Raw genomic sequence first — 14,128 nt, forward strand, 5'->3', positions numbered from 1 at the left:
CATCCTTCCGCCGATCGGGGGTACCGGGCCAGGACCGTGCCGACACGACGGAAGGACTCCCATGGTGGCCATCACCGGTGAAATGCTCGTTTCCGCCGCTGCCCCGACGGCGGACCCCTACGGGCCCGCGGCGCCCGCGACGACTCCCGGCGCCGACGGACCCGGCCGCACCCCCGGCACCGGCGCCAGCACTGGCGCCGGCCTGCGGGACCTGCTGCCGCCCGAGCTCGCGGCGGTGGACGACCCGCGCGAGGTCGCGCCCGCGGACGCCCGGGACCTCACCCGGCAGCTGCTGCGCCGACTGGCCACGCTGGAGGAGGGGACCAGGGAGTACTCGTACGTCCGCGCCACCCTGGTGGAGATGAACCTCTCCCTGGTGCGGTTCGCGATCCGGCGCTTCGACGCGCACCGCGAGCCGAAGGAGGACCTCCTCCAGGTCGGCGCCGTCGGCCTGATCAAGGCCATCGACCGGTTCGACCCCTCGCTCGGTGTGGAGTTCACCACGTTCGCCATGCCGACGGTGCTCGGCGAGATCCGGCGGCACTTCCGCGACACCACCTGGGCCGTCCATGTGCCCCGCCGCCTCCAGGAGCTGCGGATCGCGCTCGCCCGGGCGCAGGAGCGGCTCTCCCAGCGCCTGGACCGCGCCCCGACCGTGGCCGAACTCGCCGAGCACCTCTCGATCACCCCGGACGAGGTCGTCGAGGGCCTGACCGCCGCCAACGGCCACACCGCCGGCTCGCTCGACGGCCTCGCCACCGAGGACGGCGACGGCCCCGGGCCGCTCGGCGCGCAGCTCGGCGCCGACGACCACGGCCTCGCCCTGGTCGAGGACCTGGTCACGCTGAAGCCCCTGATAGCCGCCCTGCCGGAACGCGAGCGTCGCATCCTGTCGATGCGCTTCTGCGAGGACCTCACCCAGTCCCAGATCGGCGCCCGGCTCGGCCTGTCCCAGATGCACGTCTCCCGGCTGCTCTCCCGCACCCTGGGCCAGCTGCGCGACGGCCTGGAGGACGGCTGAGAGGGCCGTCGGGCGCGGAATCCCCGGGCGTGGCGGCCCTGACCACAAACCCTTCACTTGGCCGACGGGCACGGCCTCCGTATCGTCGGAGGGCACGGACACGGAGGGGACGACGATGATGCCATCCGACAACGACCCGGGGTACAGCACGCTGGCGGCGGTACCGCCGTACCGTCCCGGACTGGTGGTGGAGACCCGCTCCGGGCCCGGCGGCGCGAAGCTCTGCGTCCTCGTCGGCGATCTCGACATCGAGACCCTGGCGCCGGCCGCCGAGGCGCTCGACGCGCTGGTCGCGCAGGGCCCTGGGGCCGTGGTGATCGACCTCGGCGGGGTCGGCTTCTGCGACTCCTCCGGCCTGAACGTGCTGCTGAGGACCCGGATCGCGGCCGAGCGGGGCGGGCTGGAGCTGCGGCTCGCCGCCGTGCCGCCCACCGTGATGCGGGTGTTCGACCTGACCGGCGCCCGCGCGGTGTTCTCGATCCACGACTCGGTGGCCGGGGCACTGGCCGGATGAGCCCGGCGCGACCGGCCGCCGCCCGGGGCGCGACCGGACGTCGGCCTTCGGCCGTTCCCGCGGCTTCGGCCCGGATGCGTACCCTCGTCGCACCCGCAGCGGGCATAATTCCGGGACTGCCGGGAATCCGACCACGCGACAGATCGCCGTCGATCCGAAACGATCCGAAAGGGCGCCCTCGCATGACGATGAGCCGCGGAACCCTGGACGGCGACCCGCACCGGCCAGGTCCCGAGGCACCCCTCGGCGGTCAACGCAGGCGGCTGACCCTCGCCGGACTCCCCAAACCGGTCGCCCACGCCAGGACCTTCACCGCCCGGGCGCTCGGCGAGTGGTTCCCCTCCGCCCCCGCGCCCGGTGGTGACGGCGCCGCCGACGACCTCGTCCTGCTGGTCGCCGAACTCGTCGCCAACGCGATGCTGCACGGCGACGGCCCGCTGGAGCTGGTCCTGCACGTCACCGAGGCCCGGCTGCGGGTCGAGGTCAGCGACCGCAGCCCCGCGATGCCCGAGCTGCGCCGGCCGCACAACCCGGCCCTGCCCGGCGGCCACGGGCTGTTCATCGTGCAGCGGACCGCCGACCGCTGGGGCGCCGAGCCGCACAGCGAGGGCAAGACGATCTGGGCCGAGGTCGGCACCCCCCGACTGCTCGGAACGGGCTCGGCCTGAGGTTCGACCGCCTGCAGTGGCCCGTCCCGGTTCGGCGCCCCTCCCGCGGTGGACGGGCCGGCCGTCCACCCGCCCCTCAGGGACAGGGCGAGCGGAACGGGAGGTCGGGGAAGTGCGCCTGCCACACCTCCGGGGTGAGAACGCCGTCGGTGGTGGCGCAGACGCGTCGGGCCGCGTGCTCGACGTCCAGGTCCCACAGCCGGACCCGGCCGCCGTCGCCGGTGGCCAGCAGCCGGCCGTCGGGGGTGGTGGCGAACGCCGTGACCGGCTCCGGGAGGGTCACCAGCGGACGGCTCCGGACGTGCGACGGGTCGGCCACGTTCCAGATCCGCACCGTGTTGGCCGAGGCACTCGCGAGCATCCGCCCGTCCAGAACGAATTCCGCCCCGCTGAGGGCGTCGGCAGGTTCCGTGAACGGGGTGCCGAGTGCGGTCGGACGGTGCGGATCCGTGATGTCCCAGAGTTGGGCGGTGCGGTCGGAGAAGGCGACGAGCCGATCTCCGCGCGGGGAGAACGCGGCCGATTTGTACGGGCCGACGACACCGACCGGGGCTGCGCCGCCGGGCTTCCCGGCCGTCAACGGATCGGTGACCTCCCAGAGCTGCATGGGGTCGCCGGGCTTGTCACCGCTTTCCGCCATCAGGCGCCCGTCGGGGCTGAGGGTGCCTTTCAGGGACACGAAGGACCGGCCGGCCGGCGTCTCCGGCCCGACCTCCGACGCGCGGGCCGGATCGGTGGCGTCCCAGAAGCGGACCCCGTCCCGGGTGTCGATCCGAAGGGTCTTCCCGTCCGCGCCGAACTCCAGGTCCCCGACCAGGCTCTTCGGATCCTCGGACGTCACCGGCCACGACGACAGCAGCTTGGGGCGGGGGCCGTCGGTGATGTCCCAGAGGCTGAGGACCGGGCCCGGACCGACGGTGGCGAGAGTGCGCCGGTCCGGGGTGAGCGCCATCGACGGGCCGAACTTGCCGCCCTGTCCCGGCAGCGGCCCCCCGACCCCGGTCGGCCTGCTCGGATCACTGATGTCGGTGAGCCTGACCGAACTGTCGGGGCCGGCCGCGACCAGCGTCCGGTTGTCCTTCCCGAACCTCAGCCGACTGACGTAGCCACTGCCGACGAAGGTGGTGCGGGGCAGGCTCCAGAGGCGCAGAGTGCTGCCGTCCCCAGCAGCGAGCGTGAGCCCGTCGGGGCTGAAGGCGACGTCCCCCACAGCGCCGGTGTAGCCGGTCAGCGGAGGCCCCAGTTCCACACTCGCGACCAGGGCGGCATGCGCAGTCACGACGTTCCGCAGCCCGGTGAAGGTCCACAGCCGGATCTGCCGGTCCCGGCCGGCTGTCGCGAGCACCGTCCCGTCGGCCCCGAAGGCCATGGAGCTGACTTCGCCGTTGGGGAAGACGAGCTCGTTCCGCTGGACCGGATGGGCCCGGTCCGTCAGATCCCAGACCAGCAGCCGGGTCTGGTACCCCGTGGCGACCTCGCCGTTCCCGCCCTGGCTGCCGGTGGTGGCGAGGAGCCGACCGTCCCGGCTGAACACGGCGACCGGGCCCTCGGGTCCCCCGAACTCCAGCGCATCCGTCGGAAGCGGCTCCGGATGTCCGGGCCGGGAGATGTCGACCAGGCGCATGCTGTCCCGGTCGAGCACGAGCGTCCTGCCGTCCGGGCTCAGCGCGAGCGCACTCCCCGCTACCGTGGCGAGGGGTACCAGCTGTCCGGAGTCGGAGATGCCCCACAGCGCCGCGGTCTCGTCGCCCGCGGTCACCACGGTGCGCCCGTCCGGCGTGAGCCAGACCCGCTGCGCACCCTTGACAGGCCCGCCGATCGGCTTCGGCTGTGCGGGGTCGGAGACATCCCAGACCACCGCGGAATACGTGGCCGGGACTCCCGGATCCGGGTCCGCGATGACGACGGCCAGCCTCCTGCCATCGGCGCTCAGGGCCAACCGCCCGTGCAAGCTCGCCTTCTCGGGGAGCGGAACACCCGCTCGGCGCGGATGGCCCGGGTCACGGACGTCCCAGAGCAGCACGGCGTTCTCCTGCCCGATCGTGGCCATCCGGGCACCGTCCGCACTGAACACCGCTCCGGAGGTGGCCCCCGGGACCACCGTGGAGAGCGGGCTGTTCTCGGTGGCGATCAGGTTGGCGTACGTACTGTCGGACGGCCGCATCCGATGGGTGATCAGGTCGAAGCGGGCCGCCAGTGAAGGATCGGAGGGCCGGATCCGGTCCGCCTCGATGGCGATCTGGCCGGCCACGGCGTTGTCGCGCTCCCGCTGGGCGGTGTCCCGCTGGGTCTGCGCCGTCTCGCGCTGCTGGAAGGCGAAGGTCGCCGCGCCCGAGGCGATCAGGACGAGCGCCACCAGCGCGGCAGTGACCGTCCGGCGGACCTGGGCGGACCGGGTCGCCCGGCGTACCGACGCCCCGATGAAAGCGTGGGCCGCCGAACTCACGTGGTCCGGCGCCGCCCCGGCGGCGTTGCGGGCCGCCTCCAGACGGTTCCCCCGGTACAGCAGCGCGCTGTCCGCGTTCTCCGCGCGCCAGGCCTGGGCGGCCTCCTCGACCTCCTGACGGACCAGTACGGCGGCGCGGCTGCGGTCGATCCACTGCCGGAGCCGGGGCCAGGCCTTGATCATCGCCTCGTGCGTGATCTGGACCGTCTCCAGCTCGGTGGCCCGCTCCTTCGAGGTGGTCAGCAGGCGGTCCCGGGTGAACACCGCCAGCGCGACGGCGGTCGGGCTGGGGCCCGCCAGATCGAGGTCCGTGAGGAGCACCCGCCGACGGGTGTCCTCGGCCCCGGTGCCGATCCGCACCAGCCGCAGGAACAGCGACTCGGCGGCCTGCCGGGCGGCCGGCGGCAGACCGGTCCAACTGCGCTCGGCACTGGTCGCGATCGCCCGGTGGATCCCCCCGCTCGCCCGGTACTCGGCCACGGTGAGCAGGTTCCCGTCGCGGGCGCTCCAGGTCATCTGGAGCGCGTGGGCGAGCAGGGGGAGGCGCCCTGCGGTGAACCAGGCGGCCGGATCGGAGCCGACCACGGTCGAGTCCTGGGGGAACATGCCCAGGTCGCGCAGGAGCAGTTCCTCCAGGCCCTCCTCCAGTACCAGGCCGACGGCCTCGGCGGGGGCGGTGATGGCGGAGCGCAGTTCTGCCTCCGTCATCGGCCCGACGAAGATCTGGTGGTCCTGGAGGGCGGCCTGCAGCACCGGGAAGTTGCCGCACTCGCCGTAGAAGTCCGCGCGCAGGCCGTAGACGAGCAGGGCCACCGGCTGCTGCCCGGCCGGTCCGGAGGTGGACAGCAGTCCGAGCGCCTCGACGAACCGGTGCCGGGCGGCAGGATCCGTACAGAGGGTGAACAACTCCTCCAACTGATCGACGATCAGCACGATCCGCCAGGACCCGGCGCCGGGGAACCGGCCGCCGACGCGTTCCCGCAGGTCCTCGACGCAGCCCGCCGGGTTCTCGGCCAGGGCCCGGCGCTCGGCCTCCGCCGGCCGGCCGCTGATGGTCGCCAACCCCCGGGCCAGCGCGTCCATCGGCTCGGCCGTCGGGGTCAGCACCAGGTGCGGCCAGTCCCGGGACCCCGCCACCGGAAGCCTGCCCTCCAGCAGGGCCGGCCGCAGACCGGCGGTCAGCAGCGAGGACTTGCCCGCCCCGGACGGCGCCACCACCGCCAGCGGGCCCCCTTCGGCCAGCCGGTCGACGAGCTCGCGGACCAGCGTCTCCCGGCCGAAGTACCAGGCCGCCTGTTCGAGCCCGAACGAGGCCAGGCCGGGATAGGGGCACGGTGCGTCGCCGGTGGGCGGGCCGGGCCGCTGGTACCGGCCGTTCGGCGACAGGAAGACATTGACGTTGCCGCCTGCCTGGAAGACCTGCCCGCCGTCGGTCGCCGTGGCGTCCTGTCTGAGCTGCGCGGGAAGCGGCGCCCGGCCGGGCGCCGGCAGTCCGAAGGATTCGCGGCCCGACGCGGACGCGGACTCGGCGTCAGCGGGCCGTTCCATGCCCCGTCACGTGGGCGTCGTGGCCGGCCTGGATGACGGTGCTGTTGCCCGAGGCGTTCGCCCGCATGGTGATCACCGGCCCGGCTGCCGCCGCCGGTGCGGGTGGCAGCAGCGGAGAGAGTTCCTCGTCGATGATCCGCCGCAGTTCGGCCGTCAGGGACGGGTCGCTCGCCAGCAACCGCTGGAGCCGTCGCCGCCAGTCGACGGCCAGGCCCTCCTCGGCCTCCTCGTCACCGGCCGCTCGCGCCGCGAGCAGCTCTGTCCGCACCTCGCCGAGTTCGGCCCGGACGGTGTCCGCCCGCTCGGGATGCACCCGCTGCCACAGGCTCACCACCGCCTCCCGGGCCTGCTGCCAGGCGTCGGTCGCCATCGCACCGATCAGGGCCGTACCGGCAGCCAATGCCAGCGGATCCATCGTTCCCCCCCAAGAGCCGATGGGATCCATCGTAGGGAAGCGACCTTCCACCTGCCACCGGTTGACATCAACTCCGTTCTGCGGAACGCAATCTGTCGATCGGTCAATGGACCGGGAGCTTGCGGGCGGAAGGCCGGGTGGTGACGCGGGGCAGTTCCGCACCGGATCGACACGGGTCCTGGGTGTGCCCGTCGTACGCCCGCCGCGCCGCCGCATGATTGCGGCCGTCCCGGGCAGACGGGCGCCGACAGTGTCGGGCACGGGAAGGGCGGGAGGCGAGGCCGATGTCGGAAGCGGTGGCGGCACACCTGACGATGCGTCTGATCACCGGCGTGGACCGGGGTCGCGACCTGGCCGTCGAGTGCCGGTACGAGGCCGGCGACCCCTACGCGGTCCGGCTGGACTTCGGTGGCGGCGAGGAGACGGTCTGGGTCCTGGCGCGGGAGCTGCTGGCCGCCGGGCTGCGCGGGCCGGCGGGGGACGGGGACGTGCACATCGAGCCCAGCGCCACCGGTCGCCGTGTCCTCATCGCGCTGGGCGGCCAGGACGGTGTCGCGCTCCTCGACACCCCGGCCCGGCCGCTCGCGCGGTTCCTCACCGCGACCGGCCGCTCCGTCCCGGTGGGCTCGGAGTCCGGACGGATCGACTGGGACGGCTGGCTGCTCCGACTGCTGTCCGCCTGAGCACGAGCCCATGAGCCCATGAGCCTATGAGCGGACGGGCGGACGAGCGGACGAGGCTATGAGCGCACGAGCGCGTGAAGACGGGCATGAACCGCGGCATCCGGGTTAGACGAGCGGACGAAACGACCGATCCGTCAGGAAAGGACCGCCATGACCGACCTGTCCCGCCTCCCCGGACCCATCGAGCAGCAGTGGAGCTGGCAGCTGGAGGGAGCCTGCCGCGGTGTCGACAGCAGCGTCTTCTTCCACCCGGCCAACGAGCGCGGCACCGCCGCCAAGGAGCGCGAGGAGCACGCGAAGTCGGTCTGCGCCCGCTGCCCCGTCCGCGTGCAGTGCCGCCGCTACGCGCTCGCCACCCGTGAGCCGTACGGCGTCTGGGGCGGTCTGACCGAGGGGGAGCGCCGGGTGCTGTTCACCGACTTCGCCGAGGCGGGCGCCCGGTCCGCGTAGCGCGGCCGTGCTACGCGGACCGGGCCGACCGGGTTTGCCCCGCGCCGTGGGTGGTAGACGCAGGGACGCGTCCGGAGAGCGGCAGGCCGTTCGGCCTCCGCGGCCCCGCCCGCCCGAACCCACCGGGAGGCTTCCGTGATCGTCCTCGGCGTCATTCTGCTCATCATCGGCTTTGTCACCGGTGTCTCGATCCTGTGGACCGTCGGCATCGTCCTCCTTCTCGTCGGTGCCGTGCTGTGGATCGCGGGCTCCCTCGGCCACGAGGTCGGCGGACGCCGCCACTACTACTGATGCGGCCACCGACGGCTGTCGGCCGCCGCCCACGAACAGCCCACCCGGGGTGTCCGGCGGCCCCGGGCGGCCGATCCTCGTGCCATGGCCTCGATCGTCGTGCTCTACGAGTTGGACCCCGGGCAGGTGCTCGGCCCGGACGGGGTGGAGCCCGCCGTGCTGGGCGTGCACGCGGCCGGGGCGGACCCCGACGTGCCGGAGGACCCGCTGCCGCGCACGCTGTGCGGGCGGGACACGGCGGGCATGGAACACGCCCACTTCCGGGCGGGCCTCGGTGAACCCTGGTACCCGCCGGCCCTCGCCGAGCAGCGCTGCCGGGAGTGCGAGCGGGCGCTGCGGTCGTCCTGACGGCCGCCGGGGCCGGGGCGGACGGCCACCGAGGCCGGAACCGACGGCTACCGGAGGCGGAACAGGACGGCCCGCCAGCCCGTGCTCGCGGTGCCGCGCCCCTCGCAGGCGGCCTCCGGTGCCCCGCTCCAGGTCAGGTACGTCGTCGTCAGCCGGAGGTCCGCCGGGCCGGGCGAGCGGGGCGCGCCGGGCCGATCGACGGCGGGGAGCCGGTGCCAGTCGGCGGGAAGGTCCGGCGCGGACCCGCCGTCACTGCCGACCGCGCCGAACAGCAGGTCCCCGTCCTCGCACGGGACCAGGTCGCCGCCCAGCGTCAGGTCGCGCCCGCCAGCGGCCGAGCCCGGGTCGGACGTGGTCTCGATCCACGGGCCGGCCCCGGTGACCCCTCGGAAGTCGTCCACCGCGGCGAAGCCCTGCGCCGCGTCCGGCCACAGGATCCGGATCATGTCGAGCTCGTCCATCGCCTTGGCCCGCACCGATACGAAGACCGCCAGCCGGCTGCCGTCCCGGTCGATCGGGTAGCCGACGAGCCGGTAACGGTTGCCGACGGTGTCGGTCACGGTGAGCGGCCCGGGGTCGGCGCCGCCCAGCAGCACGGTGACGACCAGGGTGTCCCCGTCCCGGACCGGGCTGCGGACCTCCAGCTCCTCGCCCTTGGCGTGGACGAGGTCCGCGGGGGTCCCCTCCCAGGCCACCCGGGCGACGTAGAAGCCGTGGCTCCCGGCGGAGGTGGTGGTGGACCGGTCGCCGACCGCGCCGTGCGGCACCGGGGGGCTGCCGTCGGACACGGCGGAGGCCGCCAGCAGCGCGGCCACCGCGCCACCGACCCAGGCGGACGACCGGAGCGGGCGCCGGGGCCGGTGGCTCCGGGGCGCCGGTGGGGAGCCGTGGGGGGCGAGGGGCCCGGCCGGAGCGGCGGCCGCCGGCACGGGCCGGACCGGACCGCCCTGGGCCGGGACCCGGCCCCCGGTCGGCGGGGTCGGCGGGGTCGGCGCATTCGGTCCAGGCCGTCCGGGGTGTCCGACCTGTCCGACCTGCTCGGACACCCCGGACACCCCGGACACCCTGGACGGCGCGGATGCCCCGGACAGCCCGGGAGAGGAGGCCGGCGGTCCCTGCCGGGCCCCCGCGGCCACCGGTACCCCCACCGCCGGCAGCAGCAGCGCCGGATCGTCGGCGAGCACCCCCCGGTGCAGCTCCTGCAGTTCGGCCCCGGGCTCGATGCCCAGCTGGTCGACCAGCACCTGCCGCCCGTTCTGGAACACCTCCAGCGCCTCCGCCCGCCGTCCGCTGCGGTGCAGCGCCAGCATCAGATGCGCCTGCAGCCGCTCGTCGAACGGGTGCGCCGCGGTCAGCGCGGCGAGTTCGCCCAGCAGGCCGGCGTGCCGGCCGAGCCCGAGCCGTACCTCGACGTGCTGGTGCTGGGCCCGGACCCGGGCACTCTCCAGCAGGTCGAGTTCGGCCCGCAGGACGGCGCTCTCCGGGACGTCGACCAGGGGTTCGCCCCGCCACAGGCCCAGGGCGCGGCCCAGCAGCGGCTCCGCCGCGCCCGGGTCGCCGCCGTCCACCAGGGCCCGCGCCCGTTCGCACAGCTCCTGGAAGGCACTGACGTCCAGCTCGCCGTCGCCCAGTTCGACGGCGTACCCGCCGCTGCGGGTCACCACCCGGCTGCCGGCCTCGGGTCCCAGCGCCCGCCTCAGTCGCATCACATAGCTGGGCAGCGCGGCCCGGCTGCGGGAGGACACCGCGGTGTCCCAGACCGCCTCGGCCAGCTGGTCGCAGGTGACCGTCCGTCCGGCCCGGACCAGCAGCAGGGCCAGTGCGGCGCGCAGGCGCGGCCCGCCCACGGTGATCTCGCCGTCCGGGCCGTAGACCCGTAACGGACCCAGTACCTCGAACCGCACGCCCGCCCCCCGACAGCGTCGCCCCCGCCCGAACGGTCGGATGCTACCAGTCTGCGAGCGGAATGCGATCGGACTGCTACGCCCCGTCGAGCAGCCTTGGGCCGTCTCCGGGACAGCCCGTCGATCCGGCCGGCGGTCCAGGGGCGCACACCGACACCACACACAGGTCCTGGCGCGCCGCGCCGGGGACCGGGGAGGGAAACCCATGAGGAAGTCCGGCGTCAGGTCGAAGACGGCCGCGGTTCTGCTCGCGGTGGGGATCGCGGCCGGCGGTGTGGCCACGGCCGCACCGGCGAGCGCCCGCACCACCGCCTGCAACATCATCAACATCGGGCAGCCCGGCAACGTCTACTGGCACGGCCAGTACGCCGGGCAGGTCGAGCAGCAGTACGACAACTGTGGTCACGTCCTGGCGCACTGGCAGTGGGCGGGGGCCTTCCAGGCGGCGAACCCCGGGGCGTACCTGTACGTCGGCCTCAGGTCGCCGTACGGCTACAGCAACCAGTGGGGCTCGTACGGCGTCAACACCAAGGACGTGACGGTGGGCTGGGTCGACATCCACGCCGTCGACCCGGACGCCTGGATCGCGATGGCCTCGGTCAACGGGTGCAACTGGGCCTACGGCAGCGAGCACTGGTACGGCGGCGCGGACTGGGCCGGGCCGGTCAACTCCAGCTGCTGACCCCGGCGGGTGCGGCCCCGGCGGCCCTCGGCCGGGGCCGCACCCCCGCAGGCCCCGGGGCCGCACCCCCACCGGTTCCGGGGCCGTCCGTTCCCGGCCGTGACGGGGGTCGGCCGGGCGCGGACGCGGTGCGGACGACGGGTGCGGGCGGCCCGGCGGGTCCGGCGGGTCCGTCCTGACGGCTGGTCGGGTTGCCGGACCGGGGAGCGGGGGAGACTGGCGCGGTGAACCAGTTGCGGGAGATCGTGGCACTCGCCGACGGCGTACTGGGCCGGGACGTCGTCGGGGTCTACCTCCACGGGTCCGCCGTGCTCGGCGGCCTCCGCCCGGCCAGTGACCTGGACGTCCTGCTGGTCGTCCGGCGGTCGCTGGCGGAGCGGGAGCGGTCGGCCCTGCTCGGGGGCCTGCTCGGGATCTCCGGCACCGGAGCCGGGGACGGCACCCCGGACGGGGACGGCACCCCGGACGGTGGCGGCGACGCAGTCGGGGACGGCACCCCGGACGGTGGCGGCGACGGCGCGCGGCCGGTCGAACTCGCCGTGGTGGTGCGGTCCGAGGTCCGGCCCTGGTGCTACCCGCCGGTCTGCGACTTCCTGTACGGCGAGTGGCTGCGCGCCGACTACGAGGCCGGAAGCGTCCCCCGGCCCGAGCCGATGCCCGACCTGGCGCTGCTGATCACCATGGTGCTGGCCGGCGACCGGCCCCTCGCCGGGCCGCCCCCGGCCCGGGTGCTCGACCCCGTTCCGCACGCCGACCTGGTCCGGGCGAGCGCGGCGGGCCTCCCCGGCCTGCTCGACGACCTGGAGGACGACACCCGGAACGTCCTGCTCACCCTCGCCCGGATCTGGAGCACCCTCGCCACCGGCCGGATCGACTCGAAGGACACCGCCGCGGACTGGGCCCTCGCCCGGCTCCCGCCCGAGCACCGGCCCGTGCTGGCCCACGCCAGGCGGCTCTACCTCGACTGCCGCTACTCCGAGGAGAGCTGGAGCGGGGAACTGCGGTCGCGGGTGCGCCCGCACGTGGACCGGGTGCTCGCGGAGATCGACCGGCTGGGCCCGGAGACCGACCGGCCGGGCCCGGGGAGCGGGCCGCGCTGAGGCCTCCTCGCACCGGCCTCCCCGCCGTGTCCCGCCGTCAACGGGGGCCCTGCGCCGGTGCCCCGGCGTCGGCCGTGCGGCGCAGGAAACCCTCCACCGTCGCGGCGAAGGCGTCCGGGTCGTCCAGCCACGGGTAGTGGCCGCCCCCGGGCTGGACGGCGAGCGTCACGTCCGGGAACAGCGGGGCCGCGACGGCGACGGCGGCCGGGGTGGGCCACGGGTCGAGTTCGCCGGCCAGCAGCAGGACGGGGCAGGGCAGGGCGCCCAGCCGCCGCCGCAGCCGCTCGGTGTCGGGCGTGTAGCCGGCGTAGTAGTGCTCGCTGACGGCCAGCGACCGCTGGGCCGGGTCGGCGGCGGCGTGGGCCCGGGCGGCGTCGTCCCAGCGGCCGTACATCAGGGGTTCGAAGGCCATCCGGTGCGGTGCGGCCTCGGCGAAGGTCCGGGCGGCCTTGACCCGCCGGTAGGCGGCCACGGCCTCCGCGTGCCAGGGTTCGGCGGAGCGGGCGGCGATCACCTGCTCCGCGCCGAGGTCGGAGGCCGCGCCGAGGGCGGTCAAGGACGGGGTGACCAGGACCAGGCCGGTCAGCCGGTCGGGGTGCGCGGCGGCGTACAGGAGGGCGAGGCCGCCCCCGGCGGAGTGGCCCAGCAGGTCGACGCGCTCCAGGCCGAGGTGGCGGCGCAGCGCCTCGACGTCGTCGACCAGGCGGTCGACGCGGAAGGTGCCGGGGTCGGCGGGGGTCGCGGAGGCGCCGGTGCCCCGGGTGTCGGGCAGGACCAGGGTGCGGGTCGCGGCGAGGTCGCCGAGCTCGCCGAGGTAGGCGGCGGCGCGGCCGGGCCCGCCGGGCAGGACCAGCAGCGGCGGGCCGTCGCCCACGGTGCGGAAGGCGAGCTCGGTGCCGTCGTACGAGGTGAAGGTCTCCATGCCGGACAGCCTGCGGGGCCGGCGGCGGCCCCGGCTACTGTTCAGCCACGGCTGAATGATCGGGGGTGGCGGTTGTGGCGGTGGAGATCCGGCTGTCGGCGGCGGAGGTGGCCCGGGTCCGGCTCGCGGTGTCGCCGCTGGCCGAGACGGTGCTCGGGGTGCGGGTGGCGCTCGGCGCCGGCGGCCACCAGGTCCACCTGCCGTGGGTGCGGGAGGCCCGCCCGGTGCTCGCGGCCGAGCCCGAACTGCCGTTGCTGCGGACCCTGCTGGAGGGCTGTCTGCCCGCCTTCCTGTTCCCGCTGCCGGACCGGCGGGTGCCCGACTTCGCCACCGAACTCGCCGGCCTGCGCGCGGTCGACCCGGGCTATGTCGCCGCCGAGTGCGCCGCCGCGCTGGGCCGGGCCCGGGCGGCCCGCGAGCTGCCGGAGCCGGCCGAGCTGCTGGTCCGGGCCGCCGACGCGCTGGACCGCTGCCACGCCCGGCTGGTGGCCCCGCACTGGGGGCGGATGCGCGCGGTGCTGGAGGCGGACCTGGGGCGGCGGGCGGTGGCACTGGTGGACGCCGGGGTGGAGGGCCTGTTCGCCGAACTGCACGCCGATGTGGTCTGGCGGGAGGGCGAGTTGCTGGTGGCCGGCCGCCGCAGGACGGCCGCGCCGTGGACGGTCGAGGGCGGCGGGCACGGCCTGGTGCTGATCCCGTCCGTGTTCGCCTGGCCGGACGTGCTCGTCGACCACGCGCCGCTCGCGGCCGCCTCGATCCGCTACCCGGCGGCCGGGGTCGGACTGCTCTGGGAGCGGCCCCGACCGTCCGCGGAGGGACTGTCCGCCGTCCTCGGTCGTACTCGGGCCGCCCTGCTGGACGCGCTCGCCGAACCGCTGAGCACCCCCGAGCTCGCCGACCGGCTCGGGGTCAGCCCGAGCGCCGTCTCCCAGCACCTGGGCGCCCTGCGCGGCGCCGGTCTGGTGAGCACCCGCCGCACCGGTCGCACCGCGCTCCATCTGCGCACCGTCAGCGGGACGGCGCTCACCAGTACTGCGGGGGAGGCGGGCTGACGTACCGTCACACAGTTCGCGCAAGCTCCGTGGGCGGTGTTCCGGCCCGGACGGATTGAGTACGAATACTCAGGCGGGCGGCGG

At 75.1% G+C, this 14,128-nt stretch carries 14 protein-coding genes; 10 read left to right on the forward strand and 4 right to left on the reverse strand.

The features are described from left to right. Positions 1 to 82: 82 nt before the first annotated feature. The 3 genes from ACW14Y_RS38780 to ACW14Y_RS38790 all read left to right on the forward strand — a co-directional run bounded on the left by ACW14Y_RS38780 (position 83) and on the right by ACW14Y_RS38790 (position 2,203). Positions 83 to 1,021, forward strand: coding sequence for an RNA polymerase sigma factor SigF (locus ACW14Y_RS38780; RefSeq protein WP_456985154.1), 939 nt, complete (start codon positions 83 to 85; stop codon positions 1,019 to 1,021). A 115-nt stretch (positions 1,022 to 1,136) separates the two neighbouring features. Beyond that, positions 1,137 to 1,535: an STAS domain-containing protein gene (locus ACW14Y_RS38785; protein WP_380299680.1), complete on the forward strand. Its 399-nt coding sequence runs from the start codon at positions 1,137 to 1,139 to the stop codon at positions 1,533 to 1,535. Between the two features lie 182 nt (positions 1,536 to 1,717). Further along, a complete protein-coding gene (locus ACW14Y_RS38790) occupies positions 1,718 to 2,203 on the forward strand; it encodes an ATP-binding protein (protein ID WP_402723242.1) in 486 nt (161 codons plus the stop codon). Between the two features lie 76 nt (positions 2,204 to 2,279). Here ACW14Y_RS38790 and ACW14Y_RS38795 read toward each other — a convergent pair whose 3' ends face one another. Together ACW14Y_RS38795 and ACW14Y_RS38800 are read right to left on the reverse strand one after the other, a co-directional pair. Next, entirely contained in the window at positions 2,280 to 6,197 is a 3,918-nt protein-coding gene (locus tag ACW14Y_RS38795; RefSeq protein WP_456985155.1) for an nSTAND1 domain-containing NTPase, read from the reverse strand. Continuing rightward, on the reverse strand, positions 6,181 to 6,597 hold the full coding sequence (locus ACW14Y_RS38800; RefSeq protein WP_380299677.1) for a hypothetical protein: 417 nt from the start codon (positions 6,595 to 6,597) through the stop codon (positions 6,181 to 6,183). The genes ACW14Y_RS38795 and ACW14Y_RS38800 overlap by 17 nt, the downstream gene beginning before the upstream one ends. 299 nt (positions 6,598 to 6,896) lie before the next feature. Between ACW14Y_RS38800 and ACW14Y_RS38805 the strand changes: the two genes are divergently transcribed. The 4 genes from ACW14Y_RS38805 (at position 6,897) to ACW14Y_RS38820 (ending at position 8,384) form a co-directional block, all read left to right on the forward strand. Beyond that, positions 6,897 to 7,295 carry an SsgA family sporulation/cell division regulator gene (locus ACW14Y_RS38805; RefSeq protein ID WP_380299676.1) on the forward strand — a complete coding sequence of 133 codons (399 nt, stop codon included), beginning with the start codon at positions 6,897 to 6,899 and terminating at the stop codon, positions 7,293 to 7,295. 150 nt (positions 7,296 to 7,445) lie between these two features. After that, positions 7,446 to 7,745: a WhiB family transcriptional regulator gene (locus tag ACW14Y_RS38810; protein WP_380299675.1), complete on the forward strand. Its 300-nt coding sequence runs from the start codon at positions 7,446 to 7,448 to the stop codon at positions 7,743 to 7,745. A gap of 135 nt (positions 7,746 to 7,880) precedes the next feature. Further along, entirely contained in the window at positions 7,881 to 8,036 is a 156-nt protein-coding gene (locus ACW14Y_RS38815; RefSeq protein ID WP_380299674.1) for a DUF6131 family protein, read from the forward strand. 84 nt (positions 8,037 to 8,120) lie between these two features. Further along, positions 8,121 to 8,384: a hypothetical protein gene (locus ACW14Y_RS38820; RefSeq protein WP_030394572.1), complete on the forward strand. Its 264-nt coding sequence runs from the start codon at positions 8,121 to 8,123 to the stop codon at positions 8,382 to 8,384. Between the two features lie 47 nt (positions 8,385 to 8,431). On the opposite strand, the gene ACW14Y_RS38825 is transcribed toward ACW14Y_RS38820, so the two are convergent. Beyond that, entirely contained in the window at positions 8,432 to 10,288 is a 1,857-nt protein-coding gene (locus tag ACW14Y_RS38825) for an AfsR/SARP family transcriptional regulator (protein ID WP_456985156.1), read from the reverse strand. 205 nt (positions 10,289 to 10,493) lie between these two features. On the opposite strand from ACW14Y_RS38825, the gene ACW14Y_RS38830 reads away from it, so the two are divergent. Both ACW14Y_RS38830 and ACW14Y_RS38835 read left to right on the forward strand, forming a co-directional pair. After that, the gene (locus tag ACW14Y_RS38830; RefSeq protein WP_266315070.1) at positions 10,494 to 10,970 is read left to right on the forward strand and encodes a hypothetical protein; all 477 of its coding nucleotides are present in this window, start codon (positions 10,494 to 10,496) and stop codon (positions 10,968 to 10,970) included. 224 nt (positions 10,971 to 11,194) lie between these two features. After that, complete coding sequence (locus ACW14Y_RS38835) at positions 11,195 to 12,070, forward strand: aminoglycoside adenylyltransferase domain-containing protein (RefSeq protein ID WP_456985157.1); 876 nt, start codon at positions 11,195 to 11,197, stop codon at positions 12,068 to 12,070. A 37-nt stretch (positions 12,071 to 12,107) separates the two neighbouring features. Here the strand turns inward: ACW14Y_RS38835 and ACW14Y_RS38840 are convergent, their stop codons facing one another. Further along, the gene (locus ACW14Y_RS38840) at positions 12,108 to 12,992 is read right to left on the reverse strand and encodes an alpha/beta fold hydrolase (RefSeq protein ID WP_456985158.1); all 885 of its coding nucleotides are present in this window, start codon (positions 12,990 to 12,992) and stop codon (positions 12,108 to 12,110) included. A gap of 65 nt (positions 12,993 to 13,057) precedes the next feature. On the opposite strand from ACW14Y_RS38840, the gene ACW14Y_RS38845 reads away from it, so the two are divergent. Next, positions 13,058 to 14,044 carry a DUF5937 family protein gene (locus tag ACW14Y_RS38845; RefSeq protein ID WP_456985159.1) on the forward strand — a complete coding sequence of 329 codons (987 nt, stop codon included), beginning with the start codon at positions 13,058 to 13,060 and terminating at the stop codon, positions 14,042 to 14,044. The last annotated feature ends 84 nt before the right edge of the window (positions 14,045 to 14,128 follow it).

This window comes from Kitasatospora sp. cg17-2 (assembly GCF_054031055.1).